Origin of the sequence: Pseudomonas entomophila (genome assembly GCF_023277925.1) — a bacterium.
Lineage (GTDB): Bacteria > Pseudomonadota > Gammaproteobacteria > Pseudomonadales > Pseudomonadaceae > Aquipseudomonas > Aquipseudomonas entomophila_D.
In genome coordinates this window covers 3,322,391-3,338,522 of the sequence record NZ_CP063832.1, presented here as the reverse complement: position 1 = coordinate 3,338,522, position 16,132 = coordinate 3,322,391, and the positions used below count along the sequence as shown (strand labels likewise).

18 protein-coding genes and 1 other RNA gene are annotated in these 16,132 nt (G+C 61.9%); 12 read left to right on the top strand and 7 right to left on the bottom strand.

The genetic code is table 11. The annotated features are described in order from the left end of the window. The first annotated feature begins 14 nt into the window (after positions 1 to 14). From IM733_RS14705 to zapE, 3 genes are all read left to right on the top strand, one after another. Positions 15 to 650, top strand: coding sequence for an alpha/beta hydrolase (locus IM733_RS14705; protein ID WP_248917333.1), 636 nt, complete (start codon positions 15 to 17; stop codon positions 648 to 650). Positions 651 to 675: 25 nt separating this feature from the next. After that, positions 676 to 2,025 (top strand): tryptophan--tRNA ligase, encoded by a 1,350-nt coding sequence (locus IM733_RS14700; protein WP_248917332.1) that lies wholly within the window; start codon positions 676 to 678, stop codon positions 2,023 to 2,025. Positions 2,026 to 2,110: 85 nt separating this feature from the next. Beyond that, on the top strand, positions 2,111 to 3,205 hold the full coding sequence (zapE, locus tag IM733_RS14695) for a cell division protein ZapE (RefSeq protein WP_248917331.1): 1,095 nt from the start codon (positions 2,111 to 2,113) through the stop codon (positions 3,203 to 3,205). Between the two features lie 131 nt (positions 3,206 to 3,336). On the opposite strand, the gene IM733_RS14690 is transcribed toward zapE, so the two are convergent. Together IM733_RS14690 and IM733_RS14685 are read right to left on the bottom strand one after the other, a co-directional pair. After that, entirely contained in the window at positions 3,337 to 4,257 is a 921-nt protein-coding gene (locus IM733_RS14690) for a GlxA family transcriptional regulator (protein ID WP_213661241.1), read from the bottom strand. Positions 4,258 to 4,516: 259 nt separating this feature from the next. Beyond that, entirely contained in the window at positions 4,517 to 5,557 is a 1,041-nt protein-coding gene (locus IM733_RS14685) for an NADP(H)-dependent aldo-keto reductase (RefSeq protein WP_248917330.1), read from the bottom strand. A 257-nt stretch (positions 5,558 to 5,814) separates the two neighbouring features. On the opposite strand from IM733_RS14685, the gene rplM reads away from it, so the two are divergent. The 7 genes from rplM to IM733_RS14650 all read left to right on the top strand — a co-directional run bounded on the left by rplM (position 5,815) and on the right by IM733_RS14650 (position 10,685). After that, the gene (rplM, locus tag IM733_RS14680; RefSeq protein ID WP_003260798.1) at positions 5,815 to 6,243 is read left to right on the top strand and encodes a 50S ribosomal protein L13; all 429 of its coding nucleotides are present in this window, start codon (positions 5,815 to 5,817) and stop codon (positions 6,241 to 6,243) included. A 14-nt stretch (positions 6,244 to 6,257) separates the two neighbouring features. After that, a complete protein-coding gene (gene rpsI, locus IM733_RS14675; protein ID WP_003260797.1) occupies positions 6,258 to 6,650 on the top strand; it encodes a 30S ribosomal protein S9 in 393 nt (130 codons plus the stop codon). A gap of 262 nt (positions 6,651 to 6,912) precedes the next feature. Further along, positions 6,913 to 7,506, top strand: a complete 594-nt coding sequence (gene petA / locus IM733_RS14670; protein WP_248917329.1) for a ubiquinol-cytochrome c reductase iron-sulfur subunit — start codon at positions 6,913 to 6,915, stop codon at positions 7,504 to 7,506. Then, positions 7,506 to 8,717, top strand: a complete 1,212-nt coding sequence (locus IM733_RS14665; protein ID WP_011535556.1) for a cytochrome b — start codon at positions 7,506 to 7,508, stop codon at positions 8,715 to 8,717. The genes petA and IM733_RS14665 overlap by 1 nt, the downstream gene beginning before the upstream one ends. Beyond that, the gene (locus IM733_RS14660; protein WP_011535555.1) at positions 8,717 to 9,496 is read left to right on the top strand and encodes a cytochrome c1; all 780 of its coding nucleotides are present in this window, start codon (positions 8,717 to 8,719) and stop codon (positions 9,494 to 9,496) included. The genes IM733_RS14665 and IM733_RS14660 overlap by 1 nt, the downstream gene beginning before the upstream one ends. A 117-nt stretch (positions 9,497 to 9,613) precedes the next feature. After that, complete coding sequence (locus tag IM733_RS14655) at positions 9,614 to 10,237, top strand: glutathione S-transferase N-terminal domain-containing protein (RefSeq protein WP_248917328.1); 624 nt, start codon at positions 9,614 to 9,616, stop codon at positions 10,235 to 10,237. Positions 10,238 to 10,250: 13 nt separating this feature from the next. Next, positions 10,251 to 10,685 carry a ClpXP protease specificity-enhancing factor gene (locus tag IM733_RS14650; protein WP_248917327.1) on the top strand — a complete coding sequence of 145 codons (435 nt, stop codon included), beginning with the start codon at positions 10,251 to 10,253 and terminating at the stop codon, positions 10,683 to 10,685. Between the two features lie 48 nt (positions 10,686 to 10,733). Here IM733_RS14650 and IM733_RS14645 read toward each other — a convergent pair whose 3' ends face one another. From IM733_RS14645 to IM733_RS14625, 5 genes are all read right to left on the bottom strand, one after another. Next, positions 10,734 to 10,952: a YgdI/YgdR family lipoprotein gene (locus tag IM733_RS14645; protein ID WP_248917326.1), complete on the bottom strand. Its 219-nt coding sequence runs from the start codon at positions 10,950 to 10,952 to the stop codon at positions 10,734 to 10,736. Between the two features lie 50 nt (positions 10,953 to 11,002). Beyond that, on the bottom strand, positions 11,003 to 11,581 hold the full coding sequence (locus IM733_RS14640) for a BON domain-containing protein (protein WP_213658227.1): 579 nt from the start codon (positions 11,579 to 11,581) through the stop codon (positions 11,003 to 11,005). Beyond that, positions 11,578 to 12,171, bottom strand: a complete 594-nt coding sequence (locus IM733_RS14635; protein WP_011535550.1) for a phosphoheptose isomerase — start codon at positions 12,169 to 12,171, stop codon at positions 11,578 to 11,580. The genes IM733_RS14640 and IM733_RS14635 overlap by 4 nt, the downstream gene beginning before the upstream one ends. Positions 12,172 to 12,258: 87 nt before the next feature. Next, the gene (locus IM733_RS14630; protein WP_248917325.1) at positions 12,259 to 12,630 is read right to left on the bottom strand and encodes a YraN family protein; all 372 of its coding nucleotides are present in this window, start codon (positions 12,628 to 12,630) and stop codon (positions 12,259 to 12,261) included. Further along, the gene (locus tag IM733_RS14625; protein ID WP_248917324.1) at positions 12,630 to 14,447 is read right to left on the bottom strand and encodes a penicillin-binding protein activator; all 1,818 of its coding nucleotides are present in this window, start codon (positions 14,445 to 14,447) and stop codon (positions 12,630 to 12,632) included. Before IM733_RS14625 ends, IM733_RS14630 begins: the two co-directional genes overlap by 1 nt. Before the next feature lie 220 nt (positions 14,448 to 14,667). Between IM733_RS14625 and rsmI the strand changes: the two genes are divergently transcribed. Further along, positions 14,668 to 15,510, top strand: coding sequence for a 16S rRNA (cytidine(1402)-2'-O)-methyltransferase (gene rsmI / locus IM733_RS14620; protein WP_248921180.1), 843 nt, complete (start codon positions 14,668 to 14,670; stop codon positions 15,508 to 15,510). A 67-nt stretch (positions 15,511 to 15,577) separates the two neighbouring features. Further along, positions 15,578 to 15,937, top strand: an RNA gene (gene rnpB / locus IM733_RS14615) — RNase P RNA component class A. Positions 15,938 to 16,132: the final 195 nt, after the last annotated feature.

Here is a 16,132-nt window from a genome sequence, read left to right as displayed (position 1 = left end):
CACGGAGTAGTGCCTTGCTTATCCGCGAAACACCCTTGTTCATCGATGGCCCCTGCGGCCAGCTGGAAGCCTTGTACCTGGACGTGGCCGATGCCCGTGGCGCGGTGCTGATCTGCCACCCCAACCCGGTCCAGGGCGGCACCATGCTCAACAAGGTGGTCTCGACCCTGCAGCGCACGGCCCGAGATGCGGGTTATGTGACCTTGCGTTTCAATTACCGCGGTGTCGGCCAGAGCGCCGGCAGCCACGACATGGGCGCGGGCGAGGTAGCTGACGCCGAGGCGGTTGCGGCCTGGCTGCGTGAACGGCATCCCGAGCTGCCGCTGGTGCTGATGGGCTTCTCCTTCGGTGGTTTCGTCGCCACCAGCCTGGCCGGTCGCCTCGAGGCCGAGGGCGTTGCGCTGCAGCACCTGTTCATGATCGCCCCGGCGGTGATGCGCCTGACGGAGCAGTTCCCGCTGCCCGAGCGGGCTCCCCTGACCATCGTGCAGCCAGATACCGACGAAGTCGTCGACCCGCAGCTGGTATACGACTGGTCCGACGCCTTGTCGCGCCCCCATGAGCTGCTGAAAGTGGCAGAATGCGGACACTTCTTCCATGGCAAGCTGACCGATCTGAAGGATCTGCTGCTGCCGCGCCTTTCGAACTGAGCCAAGCCTGAATAAGCGAACACCCATGACCACGCGCATCCTTACCGGTATCACCACCACCGGCACCCCGCACCTGGGCAACTACGCCGGCGCCATTCGCCCGGCCATTCTCGCCAGCCAGCAGCCCGGTGCCGACTCGTTCTACTTCCTGGCCGACTACCACGCCCTGATCAAGTGCGACGACCCGCTGCGCATCCAGCGCTCGCGCCTGGAGATCGCCGCCACTTGGCTGGCCGGTGGCCTGGATCCGGACAAGGTCACTTTCTATCGTCAGTCGGACATCCCCGAGATCCCCGAGCTGACCTGGCTGCTGACCTGCGTCGCCGCCAAAGGCCTGCTCAACCGCGCTCACGCCTACAAGGCTTCGGTGGACAAGAACGTCGAGGCCGGCGAAGACCCGGACGCCGGTGTGACCATGGGCCTGTTCAGCTACCCGGTACTGATGGCCGCCGACATCCTGATGTTCAACGCCAACAAGGTGCCGGTCGGCCGTGACCAGATCCAGCACGTGGAAATGGCCCGTGACATCGGCCAACGCTTCAACCACCTGTTCGGCCAGGGCAAGGACTTTTTCGCCCTGCCGGAAGCGGTGATCGAGGAAAGCGTGGCCACCCTGCCGGGGCTGGACGGGCGCAAGATGTCCAAGAGCTACGACAACACCATCCCCCTGTTCACCAGTGCCAAGGACATGAAGGACGCCATCTCGCGTATCGTCACCGACTCCAAGGCACCAGGTGAGGCGAAGGATCCGGACAATTCGCACCTGTTCACCCTGTTCCAGGCCTTCTCCACGCCCACGCAATGCGCCGAGTTCCGTGAAGAGCTGTTGCAGGGCCTGGGCTGGGGCGAGGCCAAGCAGCGCCTGTTCCAACTGCTCGACGGCCAGCTGGCCGAGAAGCGCGATCACTACCACCAGTTGATTTCGCGCCCGTCGGATCTCGAGGACATCCTCCTGGCCGGCGCCGCCAAGGCCCGCAAGACCGCCACGCCGTTCCTCGAGCAACTGCGAGAGGCGGTTGGCCTGCGTTCGTTCCGCACCAGCGTGCAAGCCGCCACCGAAGTGAAGAAGAAAGCCGCCAAGAGCGCCCGTTTCGTCAGCTTCCGTGACGAAGACGGCAGCTTCCGCTTCCGCCTGCTGGCCGCCGACGGCGAGCAATTGTTGCTGTCGCGCAGCTTCGCCGATGGCAAGAGCGCAGGCGCCGTGAGCAAGCAGCTGCAGCAGGGTGGCGAGGCCGATGTACGGGTCGAAGGCCTGGGCTTCTCGCTCTGGTTGGGGGGCGAGCAGGTTGCCGACGGGCCGCAGTTCGAGGCCGCCGAGGCCCGTGACGCGGCTATCGCGAGTCTGCGCGAGGCCCTGGCGCCACAGGCGGACTGAGTCACTTTGACGCAAGTCTGATTGCCATTAAGCGGGCCGGTCGCTACAGTGACGGCCCGTTTTTTGTTGCCTCGCTAACGAAATCATGACTCCCCTAGAACGCTATCAAGCAGATCTGAAACGTCCCGACTTCTTCCATGACGCGGCGCAGGAAACTGCGGTGCGTCACCTGCAGCGCCTGTACGACGACCTGGTGCACGCGCAGAACAACAAGCCGGGCGTGTTTGGCAAGTTGTTCGGCAAGAAGGAACAGACGCCGGTCAAGGGCCTGTACTTCTGGGGTGGGGTAGGGCGAGGCAAGACCTACCTGGTCGACACCTTCTATGAAGCGCTGCCGTTCAAGCAGAAGATGCGCACGCACTTCCACCGCTTCATGAAGCGTGTGCACGAAGAGATGAAAACCCTCAAGGGCGAGAAGAACCCGTTGACCCTCATCGCCAAGCGCTTCAGCGAAGAAGCCAAGGTGATCTGCTTTGACGAGTTCTTCGTTTCCGACATCACCGATGCCATGATCCTCGGCACCCTGATGGAAGAGCTGTTCAAGAACGGCGTATCGTTGGTGGCCACCTCCAACATCGTGCCGGACGGCCTGTACAAGGATGGCCTGCAACGTGCGCGCTTCCTACCGGCCATCGCCATGATCAAGCAGTACACCGACGTGGTGAATGTCGACAGCGGTGTCGACTACCGCCTGCGCCACCTGGAACAGGCCGAGCTGTTCCACTTTCCGCTCGACGCCGCCGCCCACGAGAGCCTGCGCGCCAGCTTCAAGGCGCTGACGCCCGAGTGCACCCAGGCCGTCGAGAACGACGTGCTGATGATCGAGAACCGTGAGATCCACGCCCTGCGCACCTGCGACGATGTCGCCTGGTTCGACTTCCGCGCCCTGTGCGACGGCCCGCGCAGCCAGAACGACTATATCGAACTGGGCAAGATCTTCCATGCCGTGCTGCTGAGCAACGTCGAGCAGATGGGCGTGACCACCGATGACATCGCCCGCCGCTTCATCAACATGGTCGACGAGTTCTACGACCGTAACGTGAAGTTGATCATCTCGGCGGAAGTGGAGCTGAAGGACCTGTACACCGGCGGGCGCCTGAGCTTCGAGTTCCAGCGCACGCTCAGCCGCCTGCTGGAGATGCAGTCCCACGAGTTCCTGTCGCGGGCGCACAAGCCGTAAGCTTTCGAAAACTGACGCGATCATCGTTGGGGCCGGCTTTGCCTGCGAACACTGGCGCAGCCGGTACCCTGTACCGCGGCGCCTGGTTCGCCAGCAAGGCTGGCTCCTACTGATTTGCGGGGTGACGCATCTCAGGCTTCCTGCATGAATTGCTGCCGGTACTGGTTCGGCGACAGCTCGGTGTGCTGGCGGAACAACCGGGCGAAGAAGCTCGCGTCGTCGTAGCCCACCTCATAGCTGATGGTCTTGATGCTCTTGCGTGTGCTCGACAACAGGCCTTTGGCTGTCTCGATACGCAGGCGCTGCAGGTAATGCAGCGGCTTGTCACCGGTGGCGCCCTGGAAGCGGCGCATGAAATTGCGGATGCTCATGCCGTGATTGCGGGCCACGTCCTCGAAACGGAACTTGTCGGCGAAGTGCTCTTCGAGCCAGTGCTGGATCTGCAGGATGATCAGGTCCTGGTGCAGCTTCTGCCCGCCAAAGCCCATGCGCCCCGGCGTGTAGCTGCGCTGCACCTCGTAGAGGATGTCGCGGGCCACGGCGCGGGCCACGTTGGCGCCGCAGAAGCGCTCGATCAGGTAGATATACAGGTCGCAGGCTGACGTGGTGCCGCCGGCGCAGTAGAGGTTGTCGGCGTCGGTGAGGTGCTTGTCCTGGTTCAGGCGGATCTTCGGGTAGCGCTCGGCGAAGTTGCTGAAGAAGCGCCAGTAGGTGGTCGCCTCCTTGCCATCGAGCAGGCCGGATTCCGCCAGCCAGAACACCCCGCTGGCCTCGGCGCACAGCACCGCGCCGCGAGCATGCTGGGCGCGCAACCAGGGCAATACCTGGGGGTAGCGTTGCAGCAGGTTGTCGAAGTCATCCCAGAAAGCCGGGAGGATGATTACATCGGCGTCGTTCAGGCCGCTGTCGACCGGCAGTTGCACATTGCTGAAGCTGTCCACGGGCAGGCCGTCGGGGCTCACCAGGCCGATTTCGAACATCGGCTGCAGGCCCAGGCCCAACTGCTTGCTGTAGCGCAGGCTAGCGAGGTGGAAGAAGTCCTTGGCCTGCATCAGTGTCGAAGCGAACACTTTATCAATGGCCAGGATGCTGACGCGCCGCAGCGACGCGGAGGGTTGGGTAAACATCATTGTCATTGTTCTTATAGGGTAGAGTGGTCAATCACCGGCTGGATCGTCTTATTTTTTGGCGATTGTGTCTACCCCGATGCACTGCGGTGCCTTCTTCGCGGCTGAAGCCGCTCCTGCAGGATGGGCGCAGAGCCCGGTAGGAGCGGCTTCAACCGCGAAAAGGGCGGCACAAGACTTTAGTTCAAGGCGCCGGGTTGGGCTGCTCCTGGTGAATCGCCTCGATCGCCGCCAGCAATTCGTCACCCAGGCTCAAGGCCAGGCTGTCGATGTTGCTTTGCAGTTGCTCCACCGTCGTCGCGCCGATGATGTTGCTGGTCACGAACGGCTGCCGCGTCACGAACGCCAAGGCCATCTGCGCCGGGTCCAGGCCATGCTCGCGGGCCAGTTGCACGTAGCGGCTGCAGGCCGCCACGGTCTGCCGATTGGAGTAGCGGGCGAAGCGACTGAACAGGGTCAGGCGGCCATCGATCGGGCGGGCGCCATTCTCATACTTGCCTGACAGCATGCCGAAGGCCAGCGGCGAATAGGCCAGCAACCCGCATTGCTCGCGGATCGCCACTTCCGCCAGACCCACCTCGAAACTACGGTTGAGCAGGTTGTACGGGTTCTGGATCGATACCGCGCGCGGCCAGCCACGGGTTTCGGCCAGGTGCAGGAACTTCATCGTGCCCCACGGGGTTTCGTTGGACAGGCCGACATGGCGGATCTTGCCGGCGCGCACCTGTTCATCGAGCACTTCCAGGGTTTCTTCCAGTGGGGTGAAGATGTCCTGGGGCAGGTGCTGGTAGCCCAGCTTGCCAAAGAAGTTGGTGCTGCGCTCGGGCCAATGCAGTTGATACAGGTCGATACGGTCGGTCTGCAGGCGTTCCAGGCTCGCGTCCAGCGCCGCGACGATGTGTTGGCGGTTGTGCTTGAGCTGGCCATCGCGGATGTGGCTGATGCCGTTGCCGGGGCCGGCGACCTTGCTGGCCAGCAGCCAGTCGTCACGGTCGCCATTTTTCGTGAACCAGTTGCCGATGATGCGCTCGGTGGCGGCGTAGGTTTCCGGGCGCGGCGGCACCGGGTACATCTCGGCGGTGTCGATGAAGTTGATGCCGGCTTGCTTGGCCAGTGCGATCTGGGCGAAGGCCTGTTCCTGAGTGTTCTGCTCGCCCCAGGTCATGGTGCCCAGGCACAGGGCGCTGACGTTGAGGTCGGTACGACCGAGCTTGCGGTATTCCATCGGGGAACTGCTCCTGGGCAAAGATAGCCATAAAAGCAGGTTGAAATTTTTTGCGCAATCTGGATAATTCTGCCCCTCTCCGTGTGGCGGAAGTGATGCACCACCACGCAGGATGAACCCCGTCGAACATTGGCGTGCCCGACCCGAGCCCCCAAAAGCGTCAGCGTTCGGCTGCGCGCTTGCCCTTGGCAAGTTGTGCACTATCCAGTAAGATTCGCCGTCTATTTTTCGCTGGGCGGCCTCTGAGGCTTTAGAGAATGAAAACTTTTACTGCTAAACCGGAAACAGTAAAGCGCGAGTGGTTCGTAGTCGACGCCGCTGGTCAGACCCTGGGTCGTCTGGCTACCGAAATCGCTAGCCGCCTGCGTGGCAAGCACAAGCCAGAATACACCCCTCACGTTGACACCGGCGACTACATCGTCGTCATCAACGCCGAGCAGGTTCGTGTGACTGGTGCCAAGTCTTCCGACAAGATGTACTACTCCCACTCCGGCTTCCCGGGCGGTATCAAGGAAATCAACTTCGAGAAGTTGATCGCCAAGGCCCCTGAGCGTGTTATCGAAACCGCGGTCAAAGGCATGCTGCCGAAGAACCCGCTGGGTCGCGACATGTACCGTAAGCTGAAAGTGTACGCGGGTGCTGCTCACCCACACACTGCTCAGCAGCCTCAAGAACTGAAGATCTAACGGGATAGTTCATTATGTCGGCGACTCAAAACTACGGCACTGGCCGTCGCAAGACCGCAACCGCTCGCGTTTTCCTGCGTCCAGGTACCGGTAACATCTCCATCAACAACCGTTCTCTGGACGTGTTCTTCGGCCGCGAAACCGCTCGCATGGTTGTTCGCCAGCCGCTGGAACTGACCGAAACCGTTGAGAAATTCGACATCTACGTCACCGTTTCCGGTGGTGGTGTCAGCGGTCAGGCCGGTGCAATCCGCCACGGCATCACCCGCGCCCTGATGGAATACGACGAAACCCTGCGTGGCGCCCTGCGTCGTGCTGGCTACGTCACCCGCGACGCCCGTGAAGTCGAGCGTAAGAAAGTGGGTCTGCGTAAAGCGCGTAAGCGTCCTCAGTACTCCAAGCGTTAATACCGCTTCGGCAGTCGAAAGAAGCCCGGTTCCTTGGAACCGGGCTTTTTTTATGTCTTGGACTAACCTGTCAGCTAGTCCGTGGTTGTTTGCCGCATAGACACAGATCAAGCAAAGCGAGGGTTACACCCCAACTAGCGGGTAATCACCTTGTCAGTGTGTGGATTTGTTCCTTACCATTGCGGCCAATTTTTAGTGCCACAGACATACCTAAGTAGATGCCTGTTAGAGCGGGCCAAGCAAGCTGATGGGAGAGGACTGAATGAGCAATGACGGCGTCAACGCAGGCCGGCGCCGCTTCCTCGTAGCCGCGACATCCGTGGTCGGGGCAGCGGGGGCAGTGGGGGCTGCGGTACCGTTCGTAGGGTCATGGTTTCCCAGTGCCAAGGCGAAAGCCGCGGGTGCACCGGTGAAGGTCAATATTGCCAAGGTCGAGCCCGGGCAGCAGATGGTGGCTGAGTGGCGTGGCCAACCTGTATTCATCGTGCGGCGAACGGAAGAGATCCTCGATAATCTGAAAAAGATCGCCGGTGAGCTCTCCGATCCTGAATCCAAGGCGTCGGTGCAGCCCACCTACGTCGACCCGCAAAACCGTTCGATCAAGCCCGAGATCCTCGTCCTGGTCGGCCTGTGCACTCACCTGGGTTGCTCGCCGACGTTCCGTCCTGAAGTCGCCCCGGCCGACCTTGGTCCGAAATGGGTTGGTGGCTACTTCTGCCCTTGCCACGGTTCGCACTACGATCTGGCGGGCCGTGTCTACAAGTCCCAGCCGGCGCCGCTGAACCTGCCAGTGCCACCGCACTCGTACGAGTCGGACGATCTCATCGTCATCGGCATCGATCAGGAGAAAGCATGATGAGCAAGTTCATGGAGTGGATCGATGCGCGCTTCCCCGCGACGAAAATGTGGGAAGACCATCTGAGCAAGTATTACGCGCCCAAGAACTTCAACTTCCTGTATTTCTTCGGCTCTCTGGCGCTGCTGGTGCTGGTCAACCAGATCGTTACCGGTGTGTGGCTGACCATGAGCTTCACCCCCTCGGCGGAAGAGGCCTTCGCCTCGGTCGAGTACATCATGCGCGACGTCGAGTACGGCTGGATCCTGCGCTACCTGCACTCCACCGGCGCCTCGGCGTTCTTCATCGTGGTCTACCTGCACATGTTCCGCGGCCTGCTCTACGGCTCCTACCAGAAGCCCCGCGAGCTGGTCTGGCTGTTCGGCATGCTGATCTACCTGGCGCTGATGGCCGAGGCATTCATGGGCTACCTGCTGCCGTGGGGGCAGATGTCGTACTGGGGGGCCCAGGTGATCATCTCGCTGTTCGGTGCGATCCCGGTGATCGGCGGCGACCTCACCCAGTGGATCCGTGGTGACTACCTGATTTCCGGTATCACCCTGAACCGCTTCTTCGCCCTGCACGTGGTGGCCCTGCCGATCGTCATTCTTGGCCTAGTGGTGCTGCATATCCTGGCGCTGCACGAAGTGGGTTCGAACAACCCGGATGGCGTGGACATCAAGAAGAAAAAGGACGAGAACGGCATTCCGCTGGATGGCATTCCGTTCCACCCGTACTACACCGTCAAGGATATCGTCGGCGTGGTGGTGTTCCTCTTCGTGTTCTGCGCTGTGGTGTTCTTCTTCCCGGAAATGGGTGGCTACTTCCTGGAAAAACCGAACTTCGAGCAGGCCAACGCCTTCAAGACGCCTGAGCATATCGCGCCGGTGTGGTACTTCACGCCGTTCTACGCAATCCTGCGCGCGGTCCCTGACAAGCTGTTTGGTGTCATCGCCATGGGCGCTGCCATCGCCGTGCTGTTCGTGCTGCCCTGGCTCGACCGCAGCCCCGTGCGCTCCATGCGCTACAAGGGCTGGCTGAGCAAGATCTTCCTGCTGGTATTCTGCGTGGCCTTCGTCATCCTCGGGGTGCTGGGCGTACTGGCGCCAACGCCGGGCCGGACCTTGCTGTCGCAGGTGTGTACGGTGCTGTACTTCGCCTACTTCCTGCTGATGCCGTTCTACACAAGGCTTGAGAAGACCAAACCGGTTCCGGAAAGGGTGACTGGCTGATGAAAAAGTTGATTGCAGTATTTTTGCTGGCACTGATGCCTGGCCTATCCTTCGCTGCCGAACACAGCCTGGAGCTGGACAAGGTCGATGTCGACCTGACCGACAAGGCCGCCCTGCAGGACGGCGCGCGCACCTTCGCCAACTATTGCATGGGTTGCCACAGTGCCAAGTTCCAGCGCTATGAGCGAGTAGCCGACGATCTGGGGATACCCCATGAACTGATGCTCGAGAACCTGGTGTTCACCGGCGCCAAGATCGGCGACCACATGAAGATTGGCATGCAGCCGAACGATGCCAAGACCTGGTTCGGCGCGGCCCCCCCCGATCTCACCCTGGTCGCCCGGGTGCGCGGCAACGACTGGTTGTACACCTACCTGCGCAGCTTCTACGAGGATCCAGCGCGTCCCTACCGGGTGAACAACAAGGTCTTCCCCAACGTGGGCATGCCTAACGTGCTGGTCGGGTTGCAGGGCAACCAGGTAATCGGTTGCAAGCAGGTGCAGACCGTGATCGACGGCAAGAAGCAATTCGACCCGCTTACCGGCAGCCCGTTGACCCATGAAGCGTGCGACCAGCTGACCGTCGAGGAGAAATCCGGTACCCTGACCACCGAGCAGTTCGACGAGAAGGTCAAGAACCTGGTGACCTTCCTGGCCTATTCGGCCAACCCGGTCAAACTGGAAAGCCAGCGCATAGGCACCTATGTACTGCTGTACCTGGCTTTCTTCTTCGTGTTCGCCTACTTGCTCAAGCGCGAATACTGGAAGGACGTGCACTGATCACGCAGTAGTTTCTGGTAGTTGAACGCGCCCGGGGCGCCCTGGCAGACATGCCAGGGCGCCCCGGGCGCGTTTTCATTTAGAGTTTTACAAGCATCCCGTGCGAGGAGGCGCTACATGGGCGCAACCAACAGGTTAGCCTGCTATTCCGACCCCGCTGATCATTATTCTCATCGGGTACGCCTCGTGCTCGCGGAGAAAGGCGTCACGGTGCAGATCATCGATGTCGACCCCAAGCGTCTACCGCCCAAGCTGGTTGAAGTGAACCCCTATGGCAGCCTGCCAACCCTGGTCGATCGAGACCTGGCGTTGTACGAGTCATCGGTGGTGATGGAGTATCTCGAGGAGCGCTACCCGCACCCACCGCTGATGCCGGTCTATCCGGTGGCCCGTGGCAACAGTCGCCTGCTGATGCATCGCATCCAGCGCGATTGGTGCGCCTTGGCCGACACTGTGCTCGATGCGCGCAGCAGTGACGCGGCGCGCGCCCAGGCGCGCAAGGAGCTGCGTGAGAGCCTTACGGGTGTGGCGCCGCTGTTTGGCGAGATGGCCTGCTTCATGAGTGAGGAGCAAAGCCTGGTCGATTGCTGTCTACTGCCTATCCTCTGGCGTTTGCCGGTAATGGGTATCGAATTGCCGCGGCAGGCCAAGCCGCTGCTGGATTATATGGAGCGACAGTTCGCCCGCGAGCCTTTCCAGGCGAGCTTGTCCGCTACTGAACGTGAAATGCGCAAGGTTTAAAAAGGAGCCGTTGATGAACTCCAGTCGCCCTTATCTGGTTCGAGCGCTGTATGAGTGGATCGTCGACAACGATTGCACCCCCCACATGCTGGTCAATGCCGAGTACCCGGCCGTCCAGGTACCCCAAGGTTTCGCCAGCGATGGCCAGATCGTGCTTAACATTTCCCCCAGCGCCGTGCGCAGCTTGCACATGGACAACGAAGCCGTGAGCTTCGAGGGGCGCTTTGGTGGCGTGGCCCATACGCTGTACGTGCCGATCGGTGCGATCCTGGGTATCTATGCCCGGGAGAACGGTCAGGGCATGGTCTTCGAGCTCGAGCCGCCACTCGACGATGAAGATGAGTTGTCTGACGACGATGGCGTCGAGCCGAATGACGATGGCCCGCCAGAAGGCGGTGGCCAGCCGCCACGTCCGAGTGGTCGACCCAGCCTCAAGGTGGTCAAGTAACAAAAAAGGCGATCCGGATGGATCGCCTTTTTTGTTACTGCTGACGGATCACAGGTCCTTGATGCTCTGTACCTGGTCCTTGTTGATGCGGGTCGGCTTGCCGTCCAGTTGCTTGAACTCGTAGAAGCCCGAGGCGCGGTCGAATTCCGGCGTGTCGGTGGTCTGCAGTTCGCGGCCATCGTTGAGGGTGATCACGCTCGGGGTGGAGCAGCCGGCCAGGGCGGCGAAAGCGCCGATGAGCAGGGCGGGCAGCAGAAGCTTCTTCATGAGTGTTTCCTGGGTTTCGAGGGTTGTTCGCCGGCAAGCCGGCGAAGGGGTCAGTCGATGTATTCGAACAGCTTGACGATCTTCTGCACGCCCGATACGCCCTGCACTACGTTGGTGGCGGCGTTGGCCTCTTGCTGCCTGACCAGGCCGAGCAGGTAGACGATACCGTTTTCAGTGATCACCTTGATGCGTGAGCTGGGAACGCTCTCGTCGGTCAGCATCTGGGTCTTGATCTTGGTGGTCAGCCAGGCGTCGTTGTTGCGCGCGAGGATGGACGAAGGTTGGATGACCTGCAGCTCGTTATGCACTTTCTTGACCCGCTGGACCTGGCTGGCGGTCTGTTCGGCCAGGGACTTGAGGTCGGCGCGCGGGGTCTGGCCGGCGAGCAGTACAACGCCGTTGTAGCTGCTGACGACAATATGCGAGCCCTTGTCCAGCTCAGGGTTGGCCTTGGCGATGTTGACCGAGACCTTGGTTTCGATCAGCGAATCGTCAATCTTGCTGCCGATGGTGCGGGTGCCACGGTCATCTTCGATCGGTGAGTTGCGGGTCGAGGTCAATACCGAGCTGCAGCCGGAGAGGCTCAGGCACAGGGTGAGGGCCATCAGGCCGAGACGCTTGGGGATCATTCTTCACTCCCGAACAGTTGGCTGTCGATCAGGTCGCACAAACAGTGGATCGCCAGCAGGTGGACTTCCTGGATGCGTGCCGTGACCGTCGAGGGTACGCGGATCTCCACGTCCTCGGGCAGCAGCAGCGACGCCATGCCGCCGCCGTCGCGACCGGTCAGGGCGACGACAATCATTTCGCGGTCATGGGCGGCCTGGATCGCCTGGATCACGTTGGCCGAGTTGCCGCTGGTGGAGATCGCCAGCAGCACATCGCCGGGTTGGCCCAGCGCGCGAATCTGCTTGGAGAAGACTTCGTTGTAGCTGTAGTCGTTGGCGATCGAGGTGAGCGTGGAGCTGTCGGTGGTCAGGGCAATGGCCGGCAGGCTCGGGCGCTCGCGCTCGAAGCGGTTGAGCAGTTCCGAGGAAAAGTGCTGGGCATCGCCGGCCGAGCCGCCGTTGCCGCAGGCGAGCATCTTGCCGTCGCTGAGCAGGGCGTTGACCATGACCAGGCTGGCCTGCTCGATGTGGGGTGCCAGGATGTCCATTGCCTGTTGCTTGGTGTCGATGCTGGCCTGGAACAGCCGGCGAATTCGGGATTGCATGTCCATCTGGGTGACCTTAAGTAGGGCGGTGGCTGGCGCGATGCGCGACAGGGACCAGCCCGCGAAACATAGAGCTTGGAATTCGGATAGGGTTCAGCATTCGAAGGCGTTTTTCAGCCATTGAAGCGGTTGCCCCGCGTGCCCCTGGCCCTGCAGGGCGACAACGTCGAAGCGGCAGGGTTGGGTGGCCCAGCGGGGTTCGCTCTGCAGGAAAAGGTTGGCGGCAAGCGTCAGTCGCCGCTGCTTGCGCCCATCGATACTGCCGAGCGCGCCACCAAAGCCCGCGTGCAACCGATAGCGGACCTCGACGAATACTACTGTATCGGCATCGAGCATGACCAGATCGAGCTCACCACCCTTGCATCGCCAGTTGCGGGCCAATAGTCGCAAACCCTGCCCTCGGAGGAACTCGAGGGCGTGGTCTTCGGCGGCCTGGCCGGCGCAGGTGGGCGATGCGTCGGGCATCAGCGAGGCGTGTCCGGCAGGCGCTTGACCTGACCGCCGGAGAACTCGGCCCAGGGCAATTGGCGCTCGACACGCTGGTTGGCGTTCATGCTCAGGCTGCCGGATTGGCCTTCGATGCGGTTGCCTGGCAGTGCTTTGAGCTGGTCCAGGCGAGGGGCCAGGCTGTAGGCGTCGACACCCATGGCGTACAGGCGGCCGAGGCTGCCGGCGGCCTGGGGCCACTGCTGCACCACCTGCTGGCGCAGGTTGTTGGTGCTGTCGAGCAGCCATGGGGTTTCGCAGAAGCGGATGCCGTTCATGTCGTTGTACTGGTTGACGTCACCGCTGGCGCTGTAGAGGTTCGAGGTGGCGTAGACCGGTACGTCGCCGGCGTACTGGAAGTTGAGTGTGGGCTTGATCTGCTGGGCTTGCTGTGGGGTGGCGGCCAGGAAGATGAAGTCGATATCCTGCCGGCGCGACGGTTGTGCGGCGATGTTACCGCCCACGGTGCTTTGCAGGCTCTTGGCGCGGCCTTCGCTCTGGCGTAGTTGGAACAACTCGGCGATCTGCTGGGCCAGGGCGACTGGCTGAGCGATGCGTTCGGCTGCGAGCAGGGTGCCGCCATTGGCTTCCCAATCCTTGCGGAAGGCGGCGAGCACGCGATCACCCCATTCACCGCTCGGGACCAGCGCAACGGCACGAGCCATGCCGTCGGCACGGGCGCGGCGGGCGACTTCGCGGGCTTCGTCCTCGGCAGCGAGGCCGAACTGGAACAGCTGCGGCGGTGCTTTCTGGCCGGCGTCGGCGTAGTTCAGTGCCAGGGTGGTGATGGGCAGTTGTGGATAGGCGGCAAGCTTCTTCACCAGGGGTTTTTCAAGCGGGCCGATGACCAGTTGCACGCCGGCGGCCTGGGCCTGGCGGTAGAAGTCATCGAGCGAGGTGATGCGCGAGCTGTCGAACACCTGAACGGCAGGTGCTGGCTGGCCACCTTGCTGGGCCTGGAAGTGGGCGGCCATGAAACCGTCGCGCAGGGCGCGGGCAACGCCTGCCAACTGGCCTTCCTGAGGTAGCAGCAGGGCGATCTTGGTCAGTGGCTGGCTGGCCAGTTCCTTCAGTTTGGTCAGGGCCACCGGCAGTTGTTTCGATGCCGGGTGGTCGGGGTGTTGCTTGCTCCAGGCGTCGATGGCCGCCTGCTGCTGTTCCAGGGTGCCAGCGCTCTTGACTGCCAGCGCCAGGCTGATCCAGCCGGCGAGTGTTGCGTCGCTGGAGGGCTGTTGCAGTTGTTCGGCAGGCAGCGAGGCGACCAGGGCCCAGATGGCGTCATTGTTGGCCGCGCCTGCCTGGCCGCTGAGCAGGGGGGCGAGCAGCACGCGCTGCTGGGCGGCTGCCAGGGCCTGGCCATCGGATTCCAGTGCGGCGGCATGCACGCTGTAGGTGCGTGCCTGCTGTTCCTCCGGCAGTTCGCCGACGCGTTGCAGGCTCGGGTGGGCGAGGGCGGCGAGGGCGGCTTTGGGCTGGTTGCGGCTCATGGCCAGCTCGGCTGCCAGCGTGGAGGCGAACACTTGCTGGGCGGGCTTGAGCGAGTCCAGCGGCACCTGTTCGAGAATGCGGGCCGCGCGGGGGAAGTCCTTCTGCTTGTAGGCCAGGTCGGCGGCGCTCAGGCGCAGTAGCGCAGCGTCTTCGGCCGATTTGCTGGAGGCGGCCTTGTCGAGCAGTTGCTCGATGCTGGCGTCCGGGGTGCGTGGCAGTTCGCCCAGGCTGGATGAGGGCGAGCTGGCGCAAGCTGCCAGCAGGGCGGCGAGGCAGAGGGCTGTGAACAGCCGCAGGCAAGCGATCATGTAAAGGTCCTGTTACTCGATCAAGTTGGCCGACAATTGTACCCAAGCGGCGGTCTGGGCGCGATCTTGCCGATGCGGAACCTTCACTATAGGTGGCGACAGCTGGGTGAGAGGTGAAGTTCGTTGCGCCCTGTTACCGGCGCTCGGGCTACAATGGCGCCTTTGATCCGAAATGCAGGTGTGCGCAGTGACTGATGTTGCAGGGGCTTCGAAATCCACCATGGGAACGCTGTATGTGGTCGCCACGCCCATCGGCAACCTGGACGACATGAGCGCCAGGGCGCTGAAAGTGCTTGCCGATGTCAGCCTGATCGCCGCAGAGGACACTCGCCATTCGGTGCGCCTGCTCCAGCATTTCGGTATCGACACACCATTGGCGGCCTGCCATGAACACAACGAGCGTGACGAAGGCGGTCGTTTCATCACTCGGTTGCTGGCCGGTGACGATGTAGCGCTGGTGTCCGATGCCGGCACGCCGCTGATTTCCGATCCGGGCTACCACCTGGTGCGCCAGGCGCGGGCGGCAGGCGTGCAGGTGGTGCCGGTGCCGGGCGCGTGTGCGCTGATCGCGGCGCTGTCGGCGGCGGGGCTGCCGTCGGATCGATTCATCTTCGAAGGGTTCCTGCCGGCCAAGACAGCAGGGCGTCGGGTGCGCCTGGAGCAAGTGAAGGAAGAGCCTCGGACCCTGATCTTCTATGAGGCGCCTCATCGTATCCTCGAATGCCTGGAAGATATGGAAGCGGTGTTCGGTGGTGATCGCCCAGCGGTGCTGGCGCGTGAGATCACCAAGACTTTCGAGACGCTCAAGGGCCTGCCGCTGGCCGAACTGCGTGCCTTCGTGCAGGGCGATAGCAATCAGCAGCGTGGTGAGTGCGTGGTGCTGGTGGCAGGCTGGAGTGCGCCCGAGGACGACCAGGCGATCAGCGCTGAGGCACAGCGTGTGCTGGACCTTTTGCTGGCGGAGTTGCCGCTCAAGCGGGCGGCGGCTCTGGCGGCTGAAATCACTGGTGTGCGCAAGAACTTGCTTTATCAACTGGCGCTCGAGAGGCAGAAATCTCAGTGATAGCCTTATGATATTGTTTGTTACATCGCTTGTTCTTGAGCGCGCCTGCCGGTAACCTTGTCGGCGGAGAGTCGATCGGACAGTCGCTGCCGTCTTTTGTTCCGCAAGAGGCGGGGGAGGAAAGTCCGGGCTCCATAGGGCAGAGTGCCAGGTAACGCCTGGGAGGCGCGAGCCTACGGAAAGTGCCACAGAAAACAACCGCCTAAGCGCTTCGGCGCCGGTAAGGGTGAAAAGGTGCGGTAAGAGCGCACCGCGCGACTGGCAACAGTTCGTGGCTAGGTAAACCCCACTCGGAGCAAGACCAAATAGGGTTCCATACGGCGTGGCCCGCGTCGGAACCGGGTAGGTTGCTAGAGGCGTCCAGTGATGGCCGTCGTAGAGGAATGACTGTCCTCGACAAAACCCGGCTTACAGATCGACTCTCCACCCCTCCCTCCCTGCTTGATTCGACAGCAGAAACGCCTTGGTAATACCGAAAAAATCTTACTCTTAATAAATCACTTTAACTCTGCGCCCTATCCGCTTGAGTGGGTTTGATTTTTCTCGTCAGTTTTTCTCTTTCACACTCCTTTCACCTTCCAATGTTGCGCTAAATCGCCGTCCTGTAAGGGTTTTCCTTATG

Bases quoted from the DNA above. Each gene is read 5' to 3' on its own strand.
- IM733_RS14650 (WP_248917327.1), top strand. From the start codon at position 10,251: ATGAACTCCAGTCGCCCTTATCTGGTTCGAGCGCTGTATGAGTGGATC.
- zapE (WP_248917331.1), top strand. From the start codon at position 2,111: ATGACTCCCCTAGAACGCTATCAAGCAGATCTGAAACGTCCCGACTTC.
- IM733_RS14665 (WP_011535556.1), top strand. From the start codon at position 7,506: ATGAGCAAGTTCATGGAGTGGATCGATGCGCGCTTCCCCGCGACGAAA.
- IM733_RS14690 (WP_213661241.1), bottom strand. From the start codon at position 4,257: ATGCAGGCCAAGGACTTCTTCCACCTCGCTAGCCTGCGCTACAGCAAG.
- IM733_RS14640 (WP_213658227.1), bottom strand. From the start codon at position 11,581: ATGATCCCCAAGCGTCTCGGCCTGATGGCCCTCACCCTGTGCCTGAGC.
- rsmI (WP_248921180.1), top strand. From the start codon at position 14,668: ATGGGAACGCTGTATGTGGTCGCCACGCCCATCGGCAACCTGGACGAC.
- IM733_RS14635 (WP_011535550.1), bottom strand. From the start codon at position 12,171: ATGGACATGCAATCCCGAATTCGCCGGCTGTTCCAGGCCAGCATCGAC.
- IM733_RS14685 (WP_248917330.1), bottom strand. From the start codon at position 5,557: ATGGAATACCGCAAGCTCGGTCGTACCGACCTCAACGTCAGCGCCCTG.
- IM733_RS14625 (WP_248917324.1), bottom strand. From the start codon at position 14,447: ATGATCGCTTGCCTGCGGCTGTTCACAGCCCTCTGCCTCGCCGCCCTG.
- IM733_RS14645 (WP_248917326.1), bottom strand. From the start codon at position 10,952: ATGAAGAAGCTTCTGCTGCCCGCCCTGCTCATCGGCGCTTTCGCCGCC.
- petA (WP_248917329.1), top strand. From the start codon at position 6,913: ATGAGCAATGACGGCGTCAACGCAGGCCGGCGCCGCTTCCTCGTAGCC.
- IM733_RS14660 (WP_011535555.1), top strand. From the start codon at position 8,717: ATGAAAAAGTTGATTGCAGTATTTTTGCTGGCACTGATGCCTGGCCTA.
- IM733_RS14655 (WP_248917328.1), top strand. From the start codon at position 9,614: ATGGGCGCAACCAACAGGTTAGCCTGCTATTCCGACCCCGCTGATCAT.
- IM733_RS14700 (WP_248917332.1), top strand. From the start codon at position 676: ATGACCACGCGCATCCTTACCGGTATCACCACCACCGGCACCCCGCAC.
- rpsI (WP_003260797.1), top strand. From the start codon at position 6,258: ATGTCGGCGACTCAAAACTACGGCACTGGCCGTCGCAAGACCGCAACC.
- rplM (WP_003260798.1), top strand. From the start codon at position 5,815: ATGAAAACTTTTACTGCTAAACCGGAAACAGTAAAGCGCGAGTGGTTC.
- IM733_RS14630 (WP_248917325.1), bottom strand. From the start codon at position 12,630: ATGCCCGACGCATCGCCCACCTGCGCCGGCCAGGCCGCCGAAGACCAC.